General features: G+C 73.5%; 19 protein-coding genes and 1 pseudogene. 6 read left to right on the top strand and 14 right to left on the bottom strand.

Going from position 1 to position 23,255, the window contains the following annotated elements; translation table 11 throughout:
- The first annotated feature begins 528 nt into the window (after positions 1 to 528).
- The gene (bldC, locus tag G011_RS0106010) at positions 529 to 732 is read left to right on the top strand and encodes a developmental transcriptional regulator BldC (protein WP_013155387.1); all 204 of its coding nucleotides are present in this window, start codon (positions 529 to 531) and stop codon (positions 730 to 732) included.
- Positions 733 to 1,006: 274 nt separating this feature from the next.
- Here bldC and G011_RS0106005 read toward each other — a convergent pair whose 3' ends face one another.
- Together G011_RS0106005 and G011_RS0106000 are read right to left on the bottom strand one after the other, a co-directional pair.
- Positions 1,007 to 2,392: a hypothetical protein gene (locus tag G011_RS0106005; RefSeq protein WP_231391389.1), complete on the bottom strand. Its 1,386-nt coding sequence runs from the start codon at positions 2,390 to 2,392 to the stop codon at positions 1,007 to 1,009.
- 409 nt (positions 2,393 to 2,801) lie between these two features.
- The gene (locus tag G011_RS0106000; RefSeq protein ID WP_019607698.1) at positions 2,802 to 4,055 is read right to left on the bottom strand and encodes an LPXTG cell wall anchor domain-containing protein; all 1,254 of its coding nucleotides are present in this window, start codon (positions 4,053 to 4,055) and stop codon (positions 2,802 to 2,804) included.
- A gap of 580 nt (positions 4,056 to 4,635) precedes the next feature.
- On the opposite strand from G011_RS0106000, the gene G011_RS0105995 reads away from it, so the two are divergent.
- The 5 genes from G011_RS0105995 (at position 4,636) to G011_RS0105975 (ending at position 9,230) form a co-directional block, all read left to right on the top strand.
- On the top strand, positions 4,636 to 5,526 hold the full coding sequence (locus tag G011_RS0105995; RefSeq protein WP_026338062.1) for an N-acetylmuramoyl-L-alanine amidase: 891 nt from the start codon (positions 4,636 to 4,638) through the stop codon (positions 5,524 to 5,526).
- Positions 5,527 to 5,626: 100 nt separating this feature from the next.
- The gene (locus G011_RS0105990; RefSeq protein WP_019607696.1) at positions 5,627 to 5,953 is read left to right on the top strand and encodes a hypothetical protein; all 327 of its coding nucleotides are present in this window, start codon (positions 5,627 to 5,629) and stop codon (positions 5,951 to 5,953) included.
- A 30-nt stretch (positions 5,954 to 5,983) separates the two neighbouring features.
- Positions 5,984 to 6,685, top strand: coding sequence for a DivIVA domain-containing protein (locus G011_RS0105985; RefSeq protein WP_026338061.1), 702 nt, complete (start codon positions 5,984 to 5,986; stop codon positions 6,683 to 6,685).
- Between the two features lie 229 nt (positions 6,686 to 6,914).
- Complete coding sequence (locus G011_RS0105980; protein WP_019607695.1) at positions 6,915 to 7,832, top strand: M48 family metallopeptidase; 918 nt, start codon at positions 6,915 to 6,917, stop codon at positions 7,830 to 7,832.
- 237 nt (positions 7,833 to 8,069) lie between these two features.
- A complete protein-coding gene (locus tag G011_RS0105975; protein ID WP_019607694.1) occupies positions 8,070 to 9,230 on the top strand; it encodes an RNA-guided endonuclease TnpB family protein in 1,161 nt (386 codons plus the stop codon).
- Positions 9,231 to 9,340: 110 nt separating this feature from the next.
- Here G011_RS0105975 and G011_RS32325 read toward each other — a convergent pair.
- The 12 genes and pseudogenes from G011_RS32325 to G011_RS0105915 all read right to left on the bottom strand — a co-directional run.
- Positions 9,341 to 9,574, bottom strand: a pseudogene (locus G011_RS32325) (DUF6504 family protein); the annotation flags it as partial.
- 80 nt (positions 9,575 to 9,654) lie between these two features.
- Positions 9,655 to 9,984, bottom strand: a complete 330-nt coding sequence (locus G011_RS0105965) for a DUF6221 family protein (protein WP_019607692.1) — start codon at positions 9,982 to 9,984, stop codon at positions 9,655 to 9,657.
- Positions 9,985 to 10,053: 69 nt separating this feature from the next.
- The gene (locus G011_RS0105960) at positions 10,054 to 10,899 is read right to left on the bottom strand and encodes a glutamate ABC transporter substrate-binding protein (protein WP_019607691.1); all 846 of its coding nucleotides are present in this window, start codon (positions 10,897 to 10,899) and stop codon (positions 10,054 to 10,056) included.
- A gap of 68 nt (positions 10,900 to 10,967) precedes the next feature.
- Positions 10,968 to 12,569: a hypothetical protein gene (locus G011_RS0105955; RefSeq protein ID WP_019607690.1), complete on the bottom strand. Its 1,602-nt coding sequence runs from the start codon at positions 12,567 to 12,569 to the stop codon at positions 10,968 to 10,970.
- A 6-nt stretch (positions 12,570 to 12,575) separates the two neighbouring features.
- On the bottom strand, positions 12,576 to 13,286 hold the full coding sequence (locus G011_RS0105950; protein ID WP_026338060.1) for an FHA domain-containing protein: 711 nt from the start codon (positions 13,284 to 13,286) through the stop codon (positions 12,576 to 12,578).
- A gap of 9 nt (positions 13,287 to 13,295) precedes the next feature.
- The gene (locus tag G011_RS0105945) at positions 13,296 to 14,648 is read right to left on the bottom strand and encodes a VWA domain-containing protein (RefSeq protein ID WP_019607689.1); all 1,353 of its coding nucleotides are present in this window, start codon (positions 14,646 to 14,648) and stop codon (positions 13,296 to 13,298) included.
- Positions 14,632 to 16,044 (bottom strand): PP2C family serine/threonine-protein phosphatase, encoded by a 1,413-nt coding sequence (locus G011_RS0105940; RefSeq protein WP_019607688.1) that lies wholly within the window; start codon positions 16,042 to 16,044, stop codon positions 14,632 to 14,634. Before G011_RS0105940 ends, G011_RS0105945 begins: the two co-directional genes overlap by 17 nt.
- A 17-nt stretch (positions 16,045 to 16,061) precedes the next feature.
- The gene (locus tag G011_RS0105935; protein WP_019607687.1) at positions 16,062 to 18,407 is read right to left on the bottom strand and encodes a serine/threonine-protein kinase; all 2,346 of its coding nucleotides are present in this window, start codon (positions 18,405 to 18,407) and stop codon (positions 16,062 to 16,064) included.
- Positions 18,404 to 19,672: a hypothetical protein gene (locus G011_RS0105930; RefSeq protein ID WP_019607686.1), complete on the bottom strand. Its 1,269-nt coding sequence runs from the start codon at positions 19,670 to 19,672 to the stop codon at positions 18,404 to 18,406. Before G011_RS0105930 ends, G011_RS0105935 begins: the two co-directional genes overlap by 4 nt.
- Positions 19,673 to 19,947: 275 nt before the next feature.
- Complete coding sequence (locus G011_RS0105925) at positions 19,948 to 20,487, bottom strand: AAA family ATPase (protein WP_019607685.1); 540 nt, start codon at positions 20,485 to 20,487, stop codon at positions 19,948 to 19,950.
- A 227-nt stretch (positions 20,488 to 20,714) separates the two neighbouring features.
- Positions 20,715 to 21,860, bottom strand: coding sequence for a macrolide family glycosyltransferase (locus G011_RS0105920; RefSeq protein ID WP_369757186.1), 1,146 nt, complete (start codon positions 21,858 to 21,860; stop codon positions 20,715 to 20,717).
- Positions 21,861 to 22,322: 462 nt separating this feature from the next.
- Positions 22,323 to 23,174 (bottom strand): HdeD family acid-resistance protein, encoded by an 852-nt coding sequence (locus G011_RS0105915; protein WP_019607683.1) that lies wholly within the window; start codon positions 23,172 to 23,174, stop codon positions 22,323 to 22,325.
- Positions 23,175 to 23,255 lie beyond the last annotated feature (81 nt).

Raw genomic sequence — 23,255 nt, 5'->3', positions numbered from 1 at the left:
TCAAGAGTCGTGAAACTGGGCATAACGCCCGATAGGGATCGGCGTAGACTGTAGCCAAACGATCACAGAGCGCACCCTCAGTAACCAGGAAACCCTTGTCACGCGGGGAATCCGCGCGACCCGACCGCCAGCCGAAGCACACGGCACCCCTCCCACGCCGGTCCGCCTCCTCCCCCCGCACGCGAACCGCCCACCGAGGGCCAAAGGCTCCACCACGCTCCACGGAGCCGGGTTTCGGTCAGGCAGCCGTAGCACTTCGGGCACTCCGCATCGAGAAAAACGAGGCCGGAGAACGAAGTTTTGACCGAATACGCCACATGCCACTAAACGTGTCGCTAGAATCACTTAGCGTGACGCGGCCACGGGCGGCTTTCTTTGGCCTCCCACGTGCAAAGTTGCTTGGAGTGGTCGTACAATCACCTCGGGTGATGCCAATATAGACCTAGAGGGAATATTGGACATCCGGGCCAAGTGCCAGGATTAAGGCTCAAGGATCGGCACACAGATCCAGGAGGAGAGGCCGTACACATGTCAACTCGCACGCCCGAGGCGGAGCCCCTGTTGACCCCCGCCGAGGTTGCCACCATGTTCCGTGTGGACCCCAAGACCGTGACACGCTGGGCGAAGGCGGGCAAGCTGACCTCGATCCGCACCTTGGGCGGACACCGCCGCTACCGCGAGACCGAAGTCCGCGCCCTGCTGGCCGGAATCCCCAGCCAGCGTACGGAGTGATCTCCCCTGTCTGCGCCGATTCCGGGGGGAACGGTCGGACGGGCTCCGGCCGCTGACAGCGGCTGACAAAGGTCGAGGGCGGGTCTTCCCACAGGAGGCCCGCCTTCCGCGTGTCCGGGCGCCGAGGGGCGGCGGGCCCGGGCGTTCCCACCGGACGGGCCCTCCGCCCGGGGCCGTGTCAGGACATCCAGCGAAGCCGGGCACGCGGTGAAGCCGGGCACGCGGGTGTCCGGGCACGCGGTGGAGCCGGGCGGCGGGTCCCGGAGGGCGCCGGCTAGAAGTCCTCGATCCGGTCGTCCATGGCGGTGGTGCGGTCGCGGGCCAGGAAGGTGGCGGCCGCGCCGCCGCCGACAGCCACCACCGCGGCGGTGATCAGCGCGGCGAGCGAGCTGCCCGTGGTCGCCAGGCGGTTGTCGTCCCCGGCGGCCTCCTCCGGCCGCGGCGACTCCTCCTCGGGGCCGCCCTTGTCGCCCGGGGAGGGCGGGGTGGTCGCGGCGTAGGTGGACCCGAGTGCCCACGCGTCGGCGAAGTCCACCGCGAAGCCCCTCTCCTGGCCGACCTCTCCGACCTGCACCCACACGGTCATCCAGCTTCGGCTCCCCCGCCCGTCCCAGTCCTCGTCCTGGTCCCGGAAGGTGGTCTCGTTGGCCTCGAAGCGGATGCGGACCGGCACCTCCAGGGCCACGTCCCCGTCCTCGTCGAAGACCTCCAGGACCTCCGCCACCACGGTCCCGTCGGCGTTCTTGCCCAGCGGCCCGGCGGAGACGCCGAACGCGGTCAGGTCGCCGTGCGCGAAGGTCGTCTCGGTCACGCCGTCGTACCCGGCGGTGGCCGTGGCGGTCACGTCCGCGAGGGTGAACTCCACGGCGTTGCCGTCGGTGGACACCGTCTCGGCGGCGGCCCCGTCGAGGAGGAGCACGTCCCCGGCCGCGCTCGGGGAGGAGCCGGAGGGACTGGGGGACGCGCCCTCCTGCGGTTCGTGCCGGGGGGCGTCGGAGGGCTCCTCGCTCGCCTGGGCCGCGTCCTGGTCCCCCGTGTCCGCGGGGGTGTCCCCGTCGTCCCCCGAGCCCCCGTTCGCGGTTCCCCCGTCGGCGGGGTCCCCGCCCGAGGGGGTTTCGTCGTCCGCTCCGCCACCCGTGTCGCCGCCCGTGCTGCCCGCGCCGTCCGTGCCGTCGCCGCCGGTGCCGTCCGGCGAGGGCTCGTCCCGGAAGGGGGTGCCCTCCGAGGAAGGTTCGGCCTCCGGGGAGGGGGACGGCGGCGCGGAGGGCTCGGGCAGGTCCACCTCCGGCGGCACGTCGATCAGCCCCTGGGCGGCGAGGTCGGCGACCTCCATCCGGAAGGAGGCGGTCCGCACGGTGGAGGCGGCGCGCGCGCTGTCGGCGTCGACCACGGTGTGGCTCTCGCCGTCGATCTCCAGGTAGGCGGCCATCGGCCCGAAGAGGTCCTCCGCCGCGGCGCTGCCCTCGGTCTCGCCGCCGAATCCGGTGGCGGTGGAGTAGCCGGTGACCACGTCGCCGTCGGCCACCCAGGCCTGTGCGTTGCCCCAGACGAGCTGGTCGGCGGCGGCGGGGAGCGCGGGCACGGCGCCCAGCACTCCGAGAGCGACGAACAGGACGCCGCCGCGGACGAGGCGGCGCGCGGTCAGCTTGGCGGGAGACACCACAACACTCCTGTTGTATGCGGGGGATGTCCGACCCTGGGGTCGGCCCGTGACCGCCGCGAACGGCGGACAGGGTTGCCCGGCCGGCCTGAAACGGCCGGTCGCGGTGTGCGGGGTGGATCGTGTCGGGGCCTTCCCACCCCGGGAAGGTGACTCTGTGTCGGGCGGTGTGTGCGGGCGCCCTACGGCGAGCCTAACCTCTGGATCACGAAACGGAAACCGTTCGCCGTGGGCCGATCGGCCGGTGCGCGGGCACCGACCACCGGTCAACGGAGGCCGCCGCCGCGAAGTTCCGGACGCCCCGGGAGGCAGCGGAAGCGGTGCCGGACGGAAGGCTCCGGACAACGGAAACGGCCCCGGGGAACGTGTCCCCGGGGCCGGGTCGGCTCAGCCGACGCCAAGCGCGTGCTCAGCCCTCGCTGGTCTCCGCGGCGGAGTCAGCGGTGTTCTTCTTGCGGCGCGCGAAGTACGCGGCCAGACCGCCACCGGCGGCGATCGCGGCACCGGCCGCGATCAGACCGGCGATCGGGCTGCCGGTCTGGGCCAGGGACTCGGCGTTCTCCAGCTTCTCCGGCTGCGGCTTCTTCTCGGTCTTGTCCTCCGGGTGGGTGGGCGCGGGCTTGTCGTCGCCGTCGTCACCACCGTTGTCGCCACCGCCGTCGCCGACATCGGCGGCACCGACGCTGGCGAGGCTCTCGGCCAGGTCCACGTAGTAGAAGGGGGCCTCGGCGCCGTCGACGGTGAAGGTCACCGCGAAGCCGGTGTAGGCGTCGTTCCAGGTGACGCCGTTCTCCTCGTCGGCGTACTCCTCGACGTACTCGTACGACTCCAGGTCGATCAGGACGGCGACCTGCTCACCGCTGTCGAGGGTGACGACCTCCGGGTAGGAGATGTCGGCGACGTCGGCGCTGTGGGAGACCTCGCCGTCCCAGCTCTGGGTGGTCGTGGTGGTCACACCCGACAGGGTGGCGTCGAGGACGATCTCGTCCGAGCCGCTGACCAGCTCGGTGCTCTCCTCGTCCAGGACCAGGGTCTCGGCCTCGGAGGCGGTGGCGGGGTCGGTCTCGGGGGCCGGGCTGGTCTCCGGCGCCTCCGGGGCGTCGGTCCCGCCGCCGGTACCCTCGTCGCCGCCGGTCTCGCCACCACCGGTGTTCTCGTCACCGCCGGTCTCACCGCCGTCGGCGCCCTCGCCGCCGGTACCGCCGTCCTCGGGCTGGCCGTCGTCGACGCCGGGCTCGGTCTCCTCGCCCTCAGGGGCCGGGGACTCCTCGGCCTCGGTCTCCTCGGTCTCCTCGGTCTCCTCCGTGACCTCGGACTCCTCGTCGAGGTTCTCCTCGACGATCTCCTCGACATCGGAGACGGTGAGCTGGACGCGGGCGGTGTCCACGGTGGCCGTGGCGGTGACGCCGTCACCGCCGACCGTGGCGCTGCTGGTGCCGGAGAAGGTCAGCCAGCTGCCGATGGAACCGGAGTAGCTGTTGGTGGTCGTGCCGTCGTAGCTGACGGCGACGCCCTCCCAGTTGCCGACGGAGGCGTAGGCCCAGCCGTAGTACTCGGTCTCGGCCGCGGCGGGGAGAGCCGTGGCGATGCTGAGCGCGCCGAGAGCGGCGAAAGCCGCTCCGCCCTGGAGAATGCGGCGCGCGGTAACGCGAGTGTTCTTCAAGTCAATCCTCTTCGGATCGGCCGCAGTCCGCACTGGTCAGACTGCTCTGGATACGCGCGCCACCGGCCGACCGTGGGGGGAGTCGTGGGAACACAGGGCGCGAACCAGGATCGGATGGGGGATGGCGGGAGCACACAGAAAGCTCACTGCCAGCGGAAACAGGAGGGCGCGGTCGCGACCACCGGACGGAGGGGGCGCGGGAACCGGGCCGTGGAGTACTTCCGATTTCCTAACCCAGACCTTACATCCCCACAAAGGACGAATTCCCCCGGAGCCCATCACGAAAAGATCACAGAGAAAGATATCCTTACTCTGAGCGACACCACAATTCTCTGTGGAAGTTTTTCTCGGAACCGGTAAACCGAACACCGTATGTCGCGTCTTACAAAGGAAGCGCGTCCCCGGGGAATGCCTTTGACCCGTCCAGGGGAGCGCTCCCCGGGCACCGGACGGCACAACCCCGGGCGGGGCCCGCTCCCGTCAGCCGCGACCTCACCCCGCGCCCGCGCTCCTTCCCCCCGCATCCACCGCCGCACGTCCGGGGTGACGCCCGGGTCCACGGAGCGGCTAGGTTGTGGGCATGCCCGTCTCCGCACCGTCAGGGCCCCGGAGCCGCGCCACCCGCGCCCTGTCACTCGCCTCCGTCCTCCTCCTCACCGCCGTCGCCTGCTCGACGACGCCCGGGGCGCCCCCCGGCAGCGACCCCACCGCCGCCCTTCCCCTCCCCGGACCGCAGGACGGCGCCGACGGTGACGACCGCGAGGCCCCCGGGGGCGGGGAGCAGGAGGGCCCGCCTCCGGGCCGGGGCCCCCTCGGCGACAGCGTCGTGGTCATCGACCCCGGCCACAACGGCGGCAACGCCGCCGCCCCCGACGAGATCAACGCGATGGTCCCCGCCGGGCCGAACGAGAAGGCCTGCGACACCGTCGGCACCGAGACCGCGAGCGGCTACGCCGAGCACGAGTTCAACTGGCAGCTGTCCGTGCTGGTCAAGGAGAGGCTGGAGGCCGACGGCGCCACGGTCGTCCTCACCCGCGAGGACAACGGCGGGGTCGGGCCGTGCATCGACGAGCGCGCGGGGATCGGCAACGAGGAGGGGGCCGACGCGGCCGTGTCCCTGCACGCCGACGGCGGCCCCGAGACCGGTCGCGGGTTCCACGTGATCATGCCGGGCGAGGTCGAGGGCTTCACCGACGACATCACCGAGTCCTCCCGGCTGCTCGGTGAGGACATCCACCGCGCGTACCTGGAGGGGAGCGGCGTCCCCACCGCCGACTACCTCGCGGACGAGGGCCTGGACGTGCGCACCGACCTGGGCGGGCTGAACATGTCCGACGTGCCCAAGGTGTTCCTGGAGACGGGCAACATGCGCAACCCCGAGGACGCGGCGCTCATGGAGGATCCCGCGTGGCGGGAGCGGGCCGCCGACGCCATCGCGCAGGGCCTGGCCCTCTACCTCATGCGGGGCTGAGGGAGGGCGGACGGCGCGACGACCCGTCCCGGGCGTCCACACCCGGCCACGACGTCCGCCGCTGTGGCGCGGGCCGCTCCCCCGCGGGCATAATGCGCCCATGACTTCCCCCGCCCCGCGCCCCTTCCCCTTCCCCGGCTTCGACGTGGTCCTGCGCGGCTTCGACCGCCGCCAGGTGGACGACCTCGTCCACCGCGCCTCCTCCACCCTGACCGCCCTCACCGGCGGCCCCGTCCTCACCGACGAGGACGGGCGGGCCCTCGATCCGCCCTCCGCGCCGGCGCCCGACCCCATCACCTCCGCGGAACTCGCCGACGCCCCGGTGGACCTGGTCCTGCGCGGGTACGACCGCTCCCAGGTGAAGGACGTCCTGTCCCGCCTCGTGGAGCTGCTGGCCGAGGCCGAATCACACACGACCCGGGGATAAGACAGCCCTGCGAACCTCGTCAACTGCACAATGGGGACCATGCCTCTGACACCGGCGGACATCCGCGAAAAGAAGTTCCACACGGTGCGTCTGCGCCCGGGGTACAACGAGGAGGACGTCGACGCGCTCCTCGACCGGATCGAGGCGACGCTCGTCGCCCTGGAGGGCGGCCCGAGCACGGGCCCGCTCATCACGGCCGACGAGGTGCGCAACTCGCGGTTCCGCACCACGAGACTCAGCCCGGGCTACCGGGAGGACGAGGTCGACGACTTCCTCGACGTCGTGGTCGCCGACCTGGCCGGCCGCGGCCTCGGCCGTGCCCAGGACCAGTCGCCGCCCCGCCCCGGTGCGGCGGGCGCCTCCGCGCGGCCGCGGCACCAGCGGCCCGGTCCCGACGCGGGCCCGGACGCGCCGTGGCGGCAGGAGGGCCCGCCCCGGCCGCCGCGGCCTTCCGGGATGACCCCGAGGGACGTCCGGGAGAAGCAGTTCGCCACCACCCGGCTGACCACGGGTTACAACGAGCAGGAGGTCGACGACTTCCTGGACCGGGCCGAGTTCACGCTGGACGTCCTCCAGCAGGGGCGGCCGGACCGGGCCACGCTCACCGCCGCCGAGGTGGAGCGGATCCAGTTCAGCACCACGCGCGCGCGGCCGGGGTACGACCCGGCGCAGGTGGACCACTTCCTGGACCTGCTCGCCGAGGAGCTGCGCGGGTACGAGCAGCCGCACTGACGGTGACTCCGGGTGAGGGACCCGGGCGGGCCGCGGGCCGCGTACGAACCGGGCCGCGGCGACTGCCCCGGACGCGTTCGCGCCTGTCGGGCCGGGGCGGAGGGGCCATCGGCCACGGACACGCCGTAGCGCACACTCCCCATTTTCAGGACAGCGGAAAGTAATATTTGGACACAGGAAGTAGTCATCCCCCCGCTGTCCCGCAGACCGCGCCCCGAGGGGAGGCAGGATGTCCCACGCGATGCCGCCGGAGGGGCGCGCCACCGCGTGTCCGGCGCACGGCGCGCCCGGCTGCCGCTCCGACGCCGACGGCGGCCCCAGAACCCGTTCCAGGGAGGGGCTGCGGGTGCTCGGCGCCGACGAGGAGGTCGTCCCGGCCTCCGCCCACCCGTGGGAGGCCCCGCTCCTGGCCGCGTGCGTGGGCGCCACCCTGCTGACGGCGGCGGGACTGGCCCACGCGGTGTGGTCTCTGTCGGGGTCGTGGCTGTGGGCGGCCGCCGCCCTGGCGGTGGTGCCCGCCGTGTACTGGCAGGCGCGGGGACTGCTCTACGCCCGGCGCAGGGCGGAGTCGGTGAAGATCTCGCCCACGCAGTTCCCCGAGGCGCACCGGATGGTGGTGGCGCTGGCCGCCGAGACGGGGCTGCCCCGGACGCCGGAGGCCTACGTGCGGGTGGGGCCGCGCCGCTGGGGGACCGACGCCGCCGGGCACGGGCTGCGCCGGTACCTGGTGCTGTCGGACGACCTGTTCGACCCGTGCGGCCGGGTCCGAGATCCCGAGGCGCTGGCCTTCCTGGTCGCGCACCAGCTGGGGCACGTGGCGGCCGGGCACACCGGTTTCTGGCGGCGGACGGCGGCGCTGGGAGGGGAACTGGTCCCGGGGCTGGGGGCCGCGCTGTCGCGGGCCATGGAGTACACGGCCGACAACCACGCCTACGCGCACGTCCCCGAGGGCGCCCACTCGGTGCGCGTCCTCGCCGGGGGCGGCAACCTGTACACGCGGGTGAACATGGGCGAGATGGCGGACCGCGCGCGCACCGACCGGGGCTGCTCGCTGCTGCTCTACCACCTGCTGACCCGCCGACCGGGCAACACCCGCCGCATGGCCGCCCTGCGCGACCGCACCCGGCGCGGCCGGATCTTCCTCTAGACCCTGCCCTCCGGGCACTGCTCCCGCCCGCCCGGCGGGGTCGGCGCGACGACGCCGGGCGGGCTCGGGATCAGTTCCAGTGGCGGCGCATGGTCCAGCGGTCGGAGGCGAGGTCGCGGGTGATCGGTTTCCTTGGAGATGCAGCCTCCGCCTTTCTGGACGGGGCAAGCTGACCTCACCACAATGTCGTAGGGCGTGGCTACGGTGTGTGCTGGTTCGAGGGGAGGTGCGCACACTGTGTTGACGGGGTTTCGGTACCGGCTCGCGCTCACCGACGAGCAGGCCGAGTCGTGTCAGGTCTATGGCGATATCTGTCGGGCGGTGTGGAACACCGGCCTGCACCAGCGCCGTGAGGCCGTGTCCCGTTGGCGGCGCGGCCAGCGCCTGCCCTACTGCGGTTACCACCTCCAGGCCCGTGAACTGGCCGAGGCCAAGACCGAGGAGACCTGGCTGAAGGCCGCCCCCTCCCACATCCTCCAGCAGACCCTTCGCGACCTGGACCGGGCCTGCCGGGACCACGGCACGTTCAAGGTGCGATGGCGTGCCAAGGACCGGTGGAAGCCCTCCTTCCGCTTCCCCGACGGCACACGGATGAGCATTCAACGCCTGAACCGCACATGGGGGCGCATCAAGCTGCCCAAGCTGGGATGGGTACGGTTCCGCTGGTCACGCGCACCCCGGGGCACGGTCCGCTCGGCCACCGTCTCCCGCGACGGGGCCCACTGGTACGTGTCGCTGTTGTGCGAGGACGGCCAAATCACCCCCGAGGCGCATGAGCGCCCCGACAGCGCGGTGGGCATCGACCGGGGTGTGGCGGTGGCGGTGGCCACCTCCGACGGCGACCTGCTCGACCAGGTGTTCCAACCCCCGAAGGAGGCCGAGCGCGAACGCCGCCTGCGCCGACGCCTGTCCCGCCAACGCCGGGGATCGAACAACCGGACCAGGACCAAGGCCGCCCTGTCCGCGCTGACCGGGCGGGTGCGGGCTCGGCGCGCCGATTTCGCCGCGCAGACCGCGCACGTGGTGTGCGCCAAGAACGCGGTCGTGGTACTGGAGAAACTCAAGACCAAGAACATGACCGCCTCGGCCAAAGGCACCACCCACGCGCCGGGCGTCAACGTACGTCAGAAGGCGGGGTTGAACCGGGCGATCCTGGCCAAAGGGTGGCACGGGTTCAAGCTCGCCTGCCAGAACGCGGCCCGGCGCACCGGCACCCGGATCGTGGAGGTCGATCCCGCGTACACGTCCCAGACCTGTCACTCGTGCGGATACGTCGCGGTGGAGAACCGAGAGAGCCAATCGGTCTTTTGCTGCGGTAGGTGCGGGCACAGGGCGCATGCGGACGTGAACGCGGCCCAGAACATTCTCACGCGCGGATGGACTAGCCCTTCGGGGTGAACCGTGCCAGCCTGCCGAGACCTCTGGGATGCCATGTCGATGAAGCAGGAACCAGCTGCGGCCGCGAGGCGCGCAGCACCACCGCCCCGACAAGGGGCGGTCGGAATCTCCCTCGTTGACGAGGAAGAGGAAGTCAAGTCGATGATGCTCGGCTCCCCCGTGTCGGTCTCGGCCGAGACGCGGAGCAGGTGGATCTGCGTGGCCGGGACTCCGGGCGCGCCCGGGCGGGCGGGCCAGTCCCCGATGACCCTGCGCACCCGGTAGGCGCGGCCGCGCCAGGTGAACCGGGCGGGGGTCCCGCCCTCGGTGGAACGGACGTCGATCTGCTCGTTCAGAAGACTCACCCCGCCAACTTATCGAACACAAGTTCGAACAAGTCAAGCGTCGGCGGCCCGTGTCGGGGACCGCGCCGACGGCCGGCGGGTCAGCCCTCCCAGGACCGGTCGTACTCCGGGTGGGCCCGGTACACACCGGCGAGGTACTTGACCGCCAGCCGCCAGGCCAGCAGCTCCGACCAGGGGTCGCCGCCATCGCCGATCCGGGCCCCGGCGAGGGGGCCCGCGGCTCCGGCGGCCACGAGGGGTTCGAGGCCGCGCATGCCCGCCCGGTGGGCCTCGACGTACCCGCGGACGATCTTGCGCTTGGCCGCGACCTCCGCCAGCGCCCGGTCACGGCCGCGGGTTCCCGCGGGTACGGCCTCCGACGCGCGCTCGTCCTCGTCCAGGCGCGCGTTGAGGAACTCGACGATGGCCAAGGGACGACTCCCATCATGTCCACCACTGCCACAGGGCCCGGTGTCGGACCCGTACCGCCTACCCACGGCTCACGTGGGGTCGCAGCCCTCGAACTGGGGCACGCTCGTCACCACGAGCTGGGGGTTGATCCCGCCGAACCAGTGCTCCAGCAGCTCCTCGGCGGTGCCGTCCTGGTACATCTGGCTGATGGCCCTGTTGACGGCCTCACAGGCGCGCACGTCGCCGTGGGGCAGGCCGACGCCGTACTTCTCGTCGGTGAAGGGGTTGTTGACGAACCGGAAGGCGTCGGGTTCCTCGGCCAGGAACCCGGCCAGGATCAGGTTGTCGGTGGAGACGGCGTCCACCTCCCCCGCGCGCAGGGCGTCGATGCAGGCGCTGTAGCTGGGCGCCTCCCTCTGCTCGATGCCGATGCCCAGGCCCTCGCTGATGCGGACGGCGGAGTAGGAGCCCTCCCCCTGGCAGACGCTGCGGTCCTCCAGGTCGCGCACCCCCCGGACGTCGGTGTCCTCGGCGCGCACCAGCACGTCCTGCTTGGCGACGTAGTAGGGGCCGCCGAAGGTGACCTGGGTCTTGCGGGCGGGGGTGATGGAGTAGGTGGCCACGACCATGTCCACCTCGCCGCTGATCAGCTTCTCCTCGCGGTCAGCGGAGGTGACGCCGGTCACCTCCACGTCCTCGGCGGCGAAGCCGAGCCTGTCGGCGATGTAGAGCGCCACGTCCACGTCGAAGCCGGTGATGCCGCCGCTGCCGTCCTCCAGCCCCAGGTTGGGCTGGTCGGTCTTGACGCCGACGGTCAGCGTGTCGGCGTCCAGGAGCGACTCCTCCTCGCCCAGCACCGCTGAGCAGGCGGGCAGCCCGATCACCGCCGCGGCGGCCAGGGCGGCCGCGGCGGCGCGCCCGTGTCGAAACCTCATCGGCCTGTTCCTCGTCTCTCGGTGGGTGCGGATCCGGGTGGGGGTGGACTCGGGGCGGGAGGCCGGACTCAGCGGTACTCGGCCAGACGGGGGCGGACCCCGAGGACGAGCAGGACCAGCAGCAGGGCCGTCGCGGCGGGCAGCAGCCACGTCCAGGGGGTGAGCGCCGCGTCAGCGCGTCCGATGCCCGCGTCGAACGCCTCCTCGTGCAGGTCGGTCAGCTCCGCCAGCGCGGCCTCGTAGGTCTGGAAGGCGCCGTCCTCGGAGTGCGCGACGCCCATGCGGACCTCGACGGCCCCCGCCAGGTCCCCCTCCTCGGCGGCCGAACGCAGCGCCCGGTCCTCCGACTGGAGGGCGTTGTAGGACTCCAGCACCTCGGCGAGCGCGCCCTCCTGCCCTGGCAGCAGCGTGTCCTGGGCCCGCTGGCCCAGGTAGCCGAGCGTGCCCGGGTCCTCGGGGTCGGAGCCGTCCGATCCCGGCAGCTCCGGGTAGGCGGCGACCACGCCCTCGATCTGACCGTAGTACGCGTCCAGGTTGCTGGCCGGGCGGTACAGCACCTGCTGCGCCCGCTCCAGGTACACCAGTTCGTAGTTGTCGGCCATGTCCCGGTCGAGCAGGTAGCGGCTCTGGTCCGCCTGCATGTCGGTGGAGATGGCCCCGGCCCGGGACAGCGCCATGGCCGCGTCCAGCCCCTCCTCCTTGGCGTCGCGTTGGTGCCCGCCGCTGGCGGTCAGGACGAGGACCACCCCGCCGGTGAGCAGGACGGCGACCGCCGTGGCGGCCAGCAGCGGTGCGCTGAACCGGCGCCGGAACCGCACGCGCAGGTACAGCTGGAGGCCGAGCAGCGCGGCGACGGTGACCGTGCCGACCGCGCCCACCCAGAGCATGCCGAGCGCGACGGAGGACTGCCCCTCCTCGTGGTTGGCGCGCACGTTCGCCGACGCGTCCAGCCCCAGGTTGAACGCCTTGGGCAGCAGTTCGGCGTGCATCAGCCGCGTGGCCTCGCCGTAGGCCTCCAGGGCCGCCCCGTCCACCCGGCCGGGCGGGGCCTGTGCCTCGTCGTTGAGCAGCCGCGCCTCTCCGGCGAGCTGCTCGTAGGCGCCCATCCCGTTCAGGACCGCCTCGACGTTGCGCTCCTCCACGCTGTCGCCCTCGGTCAGCGATGCCGCTTCGAGCAGGGCCTCGTTGGCCCGTGCCCGGCTCGCCTCGTACCCTTCCAGGGCGTCCTCGCGGCCCGAACCCAGGCCGTGGTCGGTGCCCATGAGCAGCACGTCGGCCACGCGGGCGTCCATGTCCGCGAGCGCCAGGTACAGGTCGGTGGTGGCCAGTGCCTGGGGGCCGGCGTCGTCCCCGAGCACGCGCAGGCCGTCGCGGGCCTGGCCGAGGGTGGCGGCCGCCGAGCCGAACAGCCCGAGGACGGCCAGCACGCACACCGAGGACAGCAGCCACACCCGGGCCGGGGTGGTGCCGGCCCAGCGGCGGAGCCCGGAGACCCGTTCACGGGCGCCGGGCCCGCTCCGCCCGCGCCGGGGCGGGCGGGCGCCCTCGCGGTCGGGCGCCGGGGCCCGCGTGGGCTGGCCGCCCGGCACCGCCGGGAGCGCGCCGTGCGGGGCCTCCGGCGGCCTGGTTCCGGTCCCGTGCGGGGCCCGGTCGGGGGTGGGGGACGTCAACGGGGTTCACCCCTTCTGGAGGATGATGACGGTCCATGCGCCGACGTAGATCCGGTCGCTGTCATTCAGGGGAACCTCCACGTTGGGGGCGATGGGGTTGGCGGTCCCGTTGACCGTGGTGCCGTTGGTCGAGCCCGGGTCGAGGATGGCCCAGGTGCCGCCGGGCTTGGCGACGAGGATCGCGTGGACGTGGGAGATGGCCGGGTCGCCGCCGGGACCGCCCAGGTCGATCTCGGGGGTGAAGCCGCGCGTGGCGCTGCGCCGTCCGATGTGCACCCTGTCCCCGGTGAGCGGCACCCGGCGCTGCGCGCTGCCCTTGGGGAAGGAGATCTGGTCGGGGTCGAGCATGCCCTGGTGGACCATGTACTGGTAGTAGGCGGGGTCGGCGACGACGACCGCGCGCCAGCGCGCTCCCGCCCGCCCTTCGTCGGCGCGGGCGCGCCGGTGGTCCTCCGAGCGCGAGGCGAAGTCGTATCCGCACTCCTCGCAGAACCGGCCCGCGCGGTAGGTGCCGCACTCGGGGCAGGGGCCTCCCCTGGGCGGGGTCACCGGGCGCGGCGGCGCGGGGGGCCGCGACGGGGCCACGGGGGGTGCGGGCGGTGTCGGATGGCGCTGCGACGGGGGCCGCGACGCGGGGGAGTAGGCCTGGAGGCGCAGCCCGCAGACGTCGCAGAAGTCGGTCGCCGTGGAGCGGTGCCCGGAAGGGCAACTCGGCATGGGTCCCTCCTACCCGGGTGTGGGGGCACCGCCGGTGTCCGGCCCGCTCTGCCGCGGCCGGGTCCGTACGGTCCGGGTCGAGTTGGTGTCCAGGGTCATCTCGTCGACCTTGCTGACACCGGGCTTGAGCCGGACGGTTCCGGTGACGGGGTCGACCACGTCGACGACCCTGCCGAGGAGCCTCGCGGTCTCCTCGTTGCCCGACTCGTGGGCGAGTGCGACGGCGCGGCCGAGCCGCGTGGTGGCGGTGTCGTCGTCGCCGTCGCGACGGGCCGCGAGCCCGTCCTGGATGGCCCGGGCCAGTTCGACCTGGCCGGTGTAGTGGGCCACGCGGGGGTTGATCTCGGTGGCGCGGGCCTCGTCGGCGGTCCACTCCGCGAGGATGTTGCCCGAGGCCAGGACCTGGTCCTCGGCCCCGGCGGTCCCGGGGAGCACCACGCGCACCCATCCGGCGCGCAGCTGGCGGCCGGGGGCGCCGGGCGGCACCCGGACGCACACGTGGTAGTCGCGGCTCTCGGTGCCCCAGGACCCCGTGGGGTAGTCGCCCGACTGGGGCACGCGCTCCACGCCGCGGCCGGTGAGGTCGCTGACGGTGGGGGCGACCTGCTTGACGTGGCGCACGACGGCGTTCTGGGGCGTCCACAGCCGCAGCACCACGTCGGCGACGGTCTTGCCCATGGAGGCCTGCGCCATCGCCCGGAAGTCGGCCACCATGTCGGCGGGGTCGGCGATGATGCCGGGGCCTCCGCCGAGCAGGGCGGAGTCGATCCGGCGCAGCTCCTCGACCCTCCAGTCGGTGCCCACGCCCCGGCAGTCGCAGACGAAGGAGCCCGCGACGCGGTCGAGCGCCTGCCCGAAGACCGCGGCGGGCTCGTTGTTCTGGCCGTCGGTGAGCAGGATGGCGTGCTTGATGCCGCCGTCCACGGTCGCGAACAGCTCGGCGGCCCGGATGAGCCAGGAACCCATGCGGGTGCCGCCGTCGGCGCGCAGTCCGCCGATCGCCTCCGCGGCCTCGGCGCGGGTGACGGCGTCGGCCCGCACCATCCGCCCGCCGCCCTCGGGGAAGAGCACGGAGGCGTCGCTGTTCCCGGCGACCACCGCGAAGTGGACGCCCTCGCGCAGGACGCCCACGGCGGCGCGGGCGGCCTGCTTGGCCGCGTCGATCTTGGCGCCGTACATCGAGCCGGAGGTGTCCACGATGATCACCTCGGCGGCGCGCACCGAGTCCCCCACCACCACGGAGCCGGTGGAGGTGACGCTGACGATCGCGTGCACCTCGCGCCCGCCCAGCGGCAGGAGGACGTTCTGGTCGACCTCGATCCGGAAACCCGGTTCGGCCGCGCGCTCAGTCGTGTTGGGCACGGGGACCCCCAGCGGGCACGGGAACGATCACGACGGTGATGTTGTCCTTGCCGCCCGCCTCCAGGGCGAGGTCGACGTAGGCGCGCGCGGCCTCGTGGGGTCTGGCCCCCGCCCCGGGGACGGCGTCGGTGAGCGCCTGCGCCTCGGGGAAGTAGTTCCACAGGCCGTCGCTGCACAGCACGACCGCGCCGGGGCCGGTCGGGGTCACGGTGGAGATGTGGGCGTCGATCTCGCCGGAGTCGGCGCCCATCCACGCGACGAGGGCGTGGGCGTTGGAGGAGCGCATCGCCTCCTCGCGGGAGAGCGCCCCCATCTGCACCATCGCCTCGCTCCAGGAGTCGTCCCTGGTCAGCAGGGCCGAAGCGCTGGAAGTGGGGCCTCCGGAGAGCCAGTAGGCGCGGCTGTCGCCGACCCAGCCGACGGTGACGGTGCCCGCGGCGGGGTCGTACACCGCCGACACGAAGGTGCAGGCGGGCGCGGAGCGGGGCGAGTCGGCGATCCCGGCGACCGCCTCGGCGGCCCGGATCATCGCCGCGCCGGTGGCCTCGCGGGGGTCGGCGCCCTGGCTGACGCGCTCGGCGAGGACGGCCACTCCGGTCTCGGCGGTGACGCGGGAGGCCTCGTCCGAGCGCGGCGAGCTGGACACCCCGTCGCAGACCACGGCGCAGACCACGCCGGGCGCGCGGGGGTGGTCGGCGTCGATCACGCGGATCGCCATGGCGTCCTCGTTGCGCCTGTGCCGCAGCCCGCGGTCGCTGACGCCGACGGCGGCGCGCGTGCGCACCTCGACGTGGTCGCGCCCGGTGGGCTGGAGGAGGCCGCACCGCTCGCAGTAGCCGTCGCTGACCGCTCCGGGGCACCACGCGCACAGGCCGGGGTTGTCGGGCCGCACCGGGTTGCTCCCGGTAGCGGGCGGCGGCCAGTCGGGGACGGCCTCCGGCTGGGCGGCCGGGGGCGCGGAGGACGCGAACGAGGGCAGGCTGTCACGGCGTATCGGCTGGGTGACCATGGAGTCGGCCGCGTGCGGGGCGGAGTCGGGCAGCGCCTGCGGCGGGGGCGCGTCCCGCCCGCCCGTGTCGAGGGACCGCAGGCTCACCTGCGGAGCCGTGGGGGCGCCGTCGTCGGGCACCAGGCCGGGACGCGCGTCGGCGCCGGGCGGCACGGCACCGGACGGACCCGGGGCTCCCCCGTTGCGCGCGCCGCCGTCGGCCCCGTCCCGGGACCATCCGCCGGGCGGTACCGCACCGGCCAGGCTCGCCTGCGGGGCGGTGGGCATGCTGTCGGGGTGCCCCGTGTTCTCCGCGCCCTCGGGGAGGGGGCGTCCGCACCCCTCGCAGAAGGCGTCCTCCGTGGACACCCTGTCCGAGCAGGCGGGGCAGGTCCGCACCTTGGTCATCGCCGTTCCCTCGTTCCTCACAGCAGCGTCACGGGGCGTAGGGAGTTGGCCCTGTCGACGAGCTCATAGCGTTCCGACGGCGCGACGGCGCGCTGGGCCAGCGCGCGGTAGCGGCGCTCCAGGTTGGCCCGCACACCGTTCTCGGTGAACGGGGCGCCGAGGAGCCCCTCCCCCGCCGGTGCCCCCGCACCCGCGCCGAGCCAGCCCAGGGCCGACTCCAGGACCCGGACCGCCAGGCGGTCGGCGGACTCGCCGTCCAGGCCGATCCGCTCCAGGCGCCGTCCGGCCTGCACGAAGTCGGCGGCCTCGGTGCCCTGGTGGTGCGCCGCGAGCACGGCGATCAGCGCGGTCTGGGCGTGGACGTGCAGTCGCGACAGCTCCGGGACCGTGTCCAGGACGGCGGTGGCCGCGGCACGGTCCCCCTGGACCAGGCGGATGCGGGCCAGGCCGAACGCGGCGCTGACGAAGGAGCGGTCGGTGTTCCAGACCGCCCGGAACAGGCGGGCGGCGGTCTCGTGCTCGCCGGTCTGTTCGCAGGCCAGGGCCAGGGCGAGCTTGGGCGCGAGCTCCCCGGGCAGGTGGTCGTACAGCTCGTCGAAGTGGTCGCGGGCGTCGCGGAACCGGCCGGTGCTCAGCTCGGCGACGGCCAGGTACCACATGGTGCGCCAGTCGCCCGGGACCACTTCGCTGAACCGCTGGAGGACGTCCATGGCCTCGCCCTGGCGTCCGACGGTGACGAGCGCGCGGACCAGCATCAGCAGGGTCTCGGGGGTGGGCGAGGGCATGGCGCGCAGCGCGGGGACGAGTTCCTCGGGCGGCAGGGTCTGGAAACCGCGCAGGTGCTGGGCGGCCGGGTCGGACTGGTCGATGAGGGGCGCGGGCAGCAGCGCCGCCGCGTCGGTGGGCGGGGGCGCGAGGAGCATGCGGTCCGCGTTGTGGGCGCCGGGGTCGGGTCGGGCGGCGGGGTTCTCCGCGCCGAACAGGGTCGAGGGGGCGGGGTGCGGCGTGCCCTCCAGGTCGGAGAGCACCTCGCGCAGGACGCCGGTGAGCTGGTCGGCCATGTCCCCGGCGTCGTGGAAGCGCAGTTCGGGTTCGCTGTGCGTGGCGCGGCGCAGCAGCCGGTCGAAGGACGGGTGGCGCTGGAGCAGCGGCACGGTCTCCCGCGGCGGGATGCTGTGCGGGTGGTCGCGCATGAAGCTGAAGCGGAAGCTGAGCACGGCCAGGGCGCGGCCGACCGAGTACAGGTCGGCGCTGACCGTGGGGCCGGGGCCGCGCAGCTCCTCCTCGGGCACCCGGTACCCGGGCGTGGTGTAGACGGGACTGACGGTGTCGTCCATGCGCCGCACGCCGCCCAGGTCGATCAGCTTGATCTGCTCCTCGCTCTGGATGACGTTGTCGGGTTTGAAGTCGCAGTAGAGCAGGCCCCTGGAGTGCAGGTAGCCCAGCGCCCGCAGGACCTCCAGGCCGTAGGCGATGACCTGGTCCGGGGGCAGGACGGCGTCGGGGTCGTCCTCCCGGCGCTCGATGAGCAGCTCGCGCAGGGACTTGCCGCCCACGTACTCCATGACGATGTGGCCGCCGGGGATGCCGGTGCGCGGGTCGGGGTGCTGGGAGAAGTTGATGATCTTGACGATGTTGGGGTGCTCGACCTCGGAGAGGAACGCGCGCTCGGCGGCGGCCGCCTTGTGCGCTTCGGCGTCACCGGCGTTGAGCAGGCCCTTGAGGACCACCCAGCGGTCGTTGACGTTGCGGTCCCGGGCCAGGTAGATCCAGCCGAGGCCGCCGTGGGCCAGACAGCCGAGCACCTCGTACTGGCCGCCGACCAGGTCCCCGGGGGAGAGCTTGGGCGTGAAGGAGAACTGGGTCCCGCACTTGCGGCAGAAGCCCTCGGTGCGCCCGGGCTGTTCGCCCTGGGTGCGGCCGACCCGCTCCCCGCAGTTGCCGCAGAAGCGGTTCTTCTCCGCGACGACGGGGTTGTCCATGACGGCTTCGGAGGGGTCCCGGTAGGGGACGAGGGGCACCTGGACCATGCCCATGCCGAGCATGCCGCGGGAGGATCGGCGGCTGCCGCGTCCGGCGCCGCTGACGCTGGCGCCCGAGGTCGCGGAGACACTGCCGGGACCGGAGCGCCCCGAGAGCCTGACGTTGCCGGAGAGGGGGTGGGAGTGGACGGGGTCGCCGCTGAGGGGGTTGGCGGAGGAGTCCGCGCCGAGGGAGGGCTGCGGGCCGGAGGTCGGCGGCACGGGCCGCTGCCGGGGGGCGGGGCCGTCCGGAGGCCGTACGTCCGCGGGGGCCATGCCGCACACGCCGCAGAAACCGTCCTCGACCCGGCCGGGGCAGCCGGGGACCGTGCACTTCGTCATCTGTTCACACCACCATCGCTCTCGCCCTCTGACGCGTCCGGGCCCGGTGTGGTTCTGTTCACAGCGGAATCGGTTCCGCCGAGTTCCTGGAGCGCGCGCTGGTACGCGGAGAGGGCGACCGTGGCCGCGCGCAGGTCGCAGGGCGCGGTCCACAGCTCCCAGTGCGCCGTGCTGTGGAGACGGGTCAGCCGCGGGTCCTCGGCGACGCCGAGCCGGACCGAGCGGGAGCGGTAGGCGTCCAGGCGTCCGCGCAGTTCGGCGCGGCGCTCCAGGAGGCCGCTGAGGTTGGCCTCGCGTTCCCGGGCGTCGTCGGCCGCCTCGCGGACGGCGCGCTGGACCTCGCCCAGGCGGGCGCCGAGTTCGCGCCACCGGCCCCGGGCGCGCAGGGCGTCCATGGCGTCGATGTGCGCCCGCAGTGCGGGGACGGGGTCGGGCACGTCGACCGCGGCGGGCGAGGAGACCTTGGCGACCACCTGTTCGCGCAGCGCGCGGGCGCGTTCCACGGCCTTGCCGACGTCGTCGATGGCGAAGCCGAGCCGCTCGACGCTCTCGCCGTAGGAGTCGCGCATGCGCAGGGCGTCGCGGAGCTCGCCGCGCACGCGTTCCAGCCGCAGGCGCAGCCGTTCGAGGGAGGACGTGTCCACACGGCCGTCCTCGACGAGCGCGAGGGGGTCGCGGCGGACCGTGGCGCCGACCGCGGCCAGTTCCACGCGCAGTGACTCGTGCTCGTCCTCGGCGAGCTCCACCATGTCGGAGAGGGTGCCGATCTCGTGCCACATGGCGTCGAGTTCGCCCAGGCGCGGGTGGAGGGCGTCCCAGGCGGTCTCGGCGGCCGAGATGACCTCGGTGGCCTCCTCGTAGTCGGCGGACATGCGGGCGACGGCGGCGGCGAGGGTGACCGACTCCCGTCCGGTGTGGAGCAGCCCGCGCTCGTGCAGCGGGACCTCGTCGGCGGGCAGGGGCACGGAGTCGCCGTTGAGCAGGGAGGTCAGGGCGGCCTGGTCCTCGGGGCCCTCCGCGCGGTCCCGGATCCGGCCCGCCCTGTCGACGACGCGGCGGAAGGCCTCGTAGACCGTCCACAGGCTGCGGATGTGCCCGCTGGCGTGCTCCCAGCGCCGCCGGGTGCGTCCGACGAGGTCGGCCCCCTGGAGCATGCGGTGGCTGACGTGGCCGTCCAGGTCAGCGAGGTTGAGTGAGATCCGGTCGGCCTCACCGCGCACACGGTTGAGCGCGTGGTCGATGCCCTCCCAGCTCATGGGCGGCATGCTCGCCCCGGACGCCCTGGCCACCTGCCGCCTTCCTCCCCGGCGTCCACGCACGCTCCCCGCAGCCGTCTGGGGCGTGGACGGTCAATGGTCCTTTACCTAGACAAGAGTCTGGCCCCCGCTTTCGCGAACTACAAGAGAAAGCCCGGTTTACGGCCATGAACGGCCACTGGTGCCCCGTTCACGGTCCAGAAGGCGCATCGTATGACAGAGGCTTCGTTTTATCACTCCCGTCACTCCCGTCGCTCCGTGCTCTCCCGTCGCGGTTTCGGCGGTCAGGTCCCGCCCAGGGCCTTCAGGACGAAGCGGGCCCGTTCGGCGACCGGCACACGCGGCAGCTCCACCAGCTCGTAGCCGCACGCCGGGTAGGCCTCGGTCATCGCCCGGTGGGTGCGCTCGGCCTCCTCCGGGGACTGGTGGCGCTCGGCGTCTCCGGTGAAGATCTCCGGCCAGGGCGGGGCCACGAAGACCCGGCGGTGGTAGCGGAACCGGCGGGCCGCCTCGGTGACGTGTCCGGGGACCGGAAGGCCGCGCAGGCGGAGGTAGCCCACCAGGTCGGGGACGCCGCGGTCGCAGAAGACGGGGCCGGGCAGGGACGAGGCCTCGCGGTGCGAGCGCATCTCCCACGAGAGCATGAGTTCGGCGAACAGGGCGTCGTCGCGCCAGGCCAGGCCCCGGCCGCCGATCTCGCGCTGGTCGCGGATGACGGCGCGCCCCGCCTCCGGGGTGCGCGCGTAACCGAGCGAGGCCAGGTGGTCGATCAGGGTGGTCTTGCCCGATCCCGGGCCTCCGGTGACGACGACGAGGTGGTCCATGGTGCTCCGTTCGGGACGGGGCCGGGCGGGGCCCGCCGTGTCGGCCCCGCCCGGCCCGGTGGTCGCGACGCGTCGCCGCGGTACGGGGGTGCCGGTCCCCGGCGAGGGGACCGGCCACGGCCTCGGCGTCCGCGCCGCCGCGGCCCGGGTACGCCGGGCCGCTTCCGGCGGATCGGCGGGGCGCCCGGCCGGGCGCCCTCCGGGACTGGGCGTCGGCCGGACCCGGCTCAGGCGGGCAGTTCCGCCTCGACCAGGTCGGCCGCGTAGGAGGTACCGCCGGCTTGGAGCCGGGCGCTGACCTCGGCGAGGCGGCGGGCGACCCCGGGGTCGGCGGTCAGCTCCAGCAGGGCCGAGCGCAGCCGCTCCGCGCTGGCCTCCCCGGTGTCGATCCTCCGGGCGACGCCGAGTTCCACCAGTCGGTCGGCGTTGTCGAACTGGTCGACGGCCTGGGGGACGGCGATCATCGGCACCCCCGTGTAGAGGCCCTCACTGGAGCCGCCCATGCCGGCGTGGGTGACGAAGGCGTCGGCCTGGCGCAGGACGGCCAGCTGCGGCACCCACGTGTGCACCTCGACGTTGCCCGGCACCTCCCCCAGCTCGGCGGGGTCCACGTACTTGCCGATCTGGAGCACCACGTGCCAGCCGGGCAGGTCCCCGAAGGCCTCCAGGCAGGCGCGGTAGAACCCCGGCTGGTTGGTGAACGCCGACCCCAGGGAGACCAGCAGGACGTTGTCGGCGTCCGCCGGACGGATCCATTCGCCCTGGTCGGCCCGGTCACCCAGGCACGGCCCCACGAAGGTCACCGTGTCGGCCACGGTGTCGGCGAAGGGCTGCATCTCGCGCGGGATCAGCGCCAGCGCCCGCTCCGGCACCCCGGCGAAGGAGGAGTGGTCGAGGCCGGTGACGCCGTTGTCGGCGAGCCAGGCGTCGAACTTGGCGTAGTGCTCATCGGCCCCGGGCTGGGCGCGCAGCCACTTCAGGACGGTGTCCTCGTAGTCGGCCCAGGCCACGTAGGCGGGCGAGAGCTGCACGGCGGGGATGTCCCAGTTGAGGGAGAGGACCCGGGCGGCGAACCCCGAGATGTCGTACAGGAACAGGTCGGGACGGTCTCCGTCGTAGGCGGAGCGCAGGGCGGGCAGCTGGTTGATCGCCTCGTCCAGGAAGATGTCCATGCCCTTGACCGGGTCGTCCGGCCAGGTGCCGTCGCCGGTGGGCAGGACGGTGGCGTAGGGGACGAGTTCGGCCCCGACGCCGGTGATGGTGTCGGCCAGCAGGGGGTCGTTGGCGTAGGTGACCCGGTGGCCCCGGTCCACCAGCTCGCGGATGACCTCCAGGCTGGGCAGGACGTGGCTCACGGTGGGGGTGCCGACCATGGCGATGTGGGCGCGGCGGTTCAAGGTGTTTCTCCAGACGGGGGTGTTCACGGGTAGGGCGAGGGGCACCGGGCCCCGTGGCGGGGCGGGTGCGCCGAGGCGGCGGTGACGCCTGTCGCTAGCCGTAGATCTGGAGGTGCATGCGCGCCATGGTAGCCAGGCGCCGAGGGATCGCACACCTGCTTTTCGGCGCGGTCCCGTGGATCCGGAGAGACACTCCTTTCCACGCGGTCGCGTGGATTCCGGAGAAGCACCCCGTGGCCTTGGGGCGGCTGCCGTGACCGTCTCCGTCAGCGCCGTCCGCCTCACGGGCCCGGCGCGGAACGCCCCCGGCCGCCGGGAAGCCGTGGCCCACCCGGGCCCGCACCGGGTTCGGGCCGCCCCCCGTGGACGCGGTTCCACCTGCGGCGCCCGCCCCTACCCGCGCGGGGACCCGGCGCCCGTCCGGTGGGCCGAGGGACCTCAGCGCGGCTCGTCGGGGCCGCCCTCGTCACCCGGGGCCCGGTGCCTGCCGCCCGGCCGGTCGTCCCAGCCGTCGCGGTCGTCCCTGTCGTCCCACCGGCCCTGGTCGTCCCCCCGGTCCGCGGGGTCGCGCTCACCCCAGCGGTCCAGGTCGTCGTCGTGGGAGGCGCGGTCGGCCCGGTCGGCGCGGTCCTCCAGGAGGTCGCCGGGGCGGGTTCCGCGGTCGTACGGCTCCTCGGGCTCCTCGGGCTCGCCGAGACCGGCGAAGGCGGGCGAGTCCTCCGGGGGCAGGAAGGCCTCGGCCGCGCCCCGGAGACGGAACCCGGCCACGGTCATGACCGCGCCGAAGATGACCGCGTACATCGCGATCACGAACATGATGGCCTGCGCGCCCTCCAGCGGCCAGAACCACAGCAGGAGCCCGAAGACGACCGAGAGCGCCCCGACGAAGACCAGCAGCCACTCGGAGCTGATGTGCGCGCGCAGGCGGATGGCGGTGACGATCTCGGCCACACCCGTGACCACGGCCCAGACGCCGACGACGAACACGAGCGCGACGATCGCCGCGACCGGCCAGAACAGGGCGATCACCCCCAGGACGGCGCTGAGGACCGCCTGGACGACCAGCGGCAGCCGGGCGCCGACCGACGAGCGGTAGGCCGCGTACCCGAGGGCCGCGGCGTCGACCAGCGCGTAGACGCCGAAGACGATCGCCAGGACCACCAGCGTCTTGCCCGGCCAGACCAGCGCGACCAGACCGAAGAGGACCGCGGCGACCCCCCGTAGGACCACCAGCCACCAGTTCCGGCTCAGCTCACCGAGCAGGTCACCGGCCCACGCGTACCTGACCATCGTCGCCCCCTCCTGCACACGGCCCCGTCCGGTAACCGCACCCTGCCCCTTCCCCCGATGTCGCACACGGACGACAGCGAT

The sequence above is a fragment of the Nocardiopsis sp. CNS-639 genome (assembly GCF_000381685.1).
GTDB classification, from domain to species: domain Bacteria; phylum Actinomycetota; class Actinomycetes; order Streptosporangiales; family Streptosporangiaceae; genus Nocardiopsis; species Nocardiopsis dassonvillei.
Note: the sequence above shows the minus strand (reverse complement) of the source record. Positions and strands in the feature narration are given on the sequence as shown.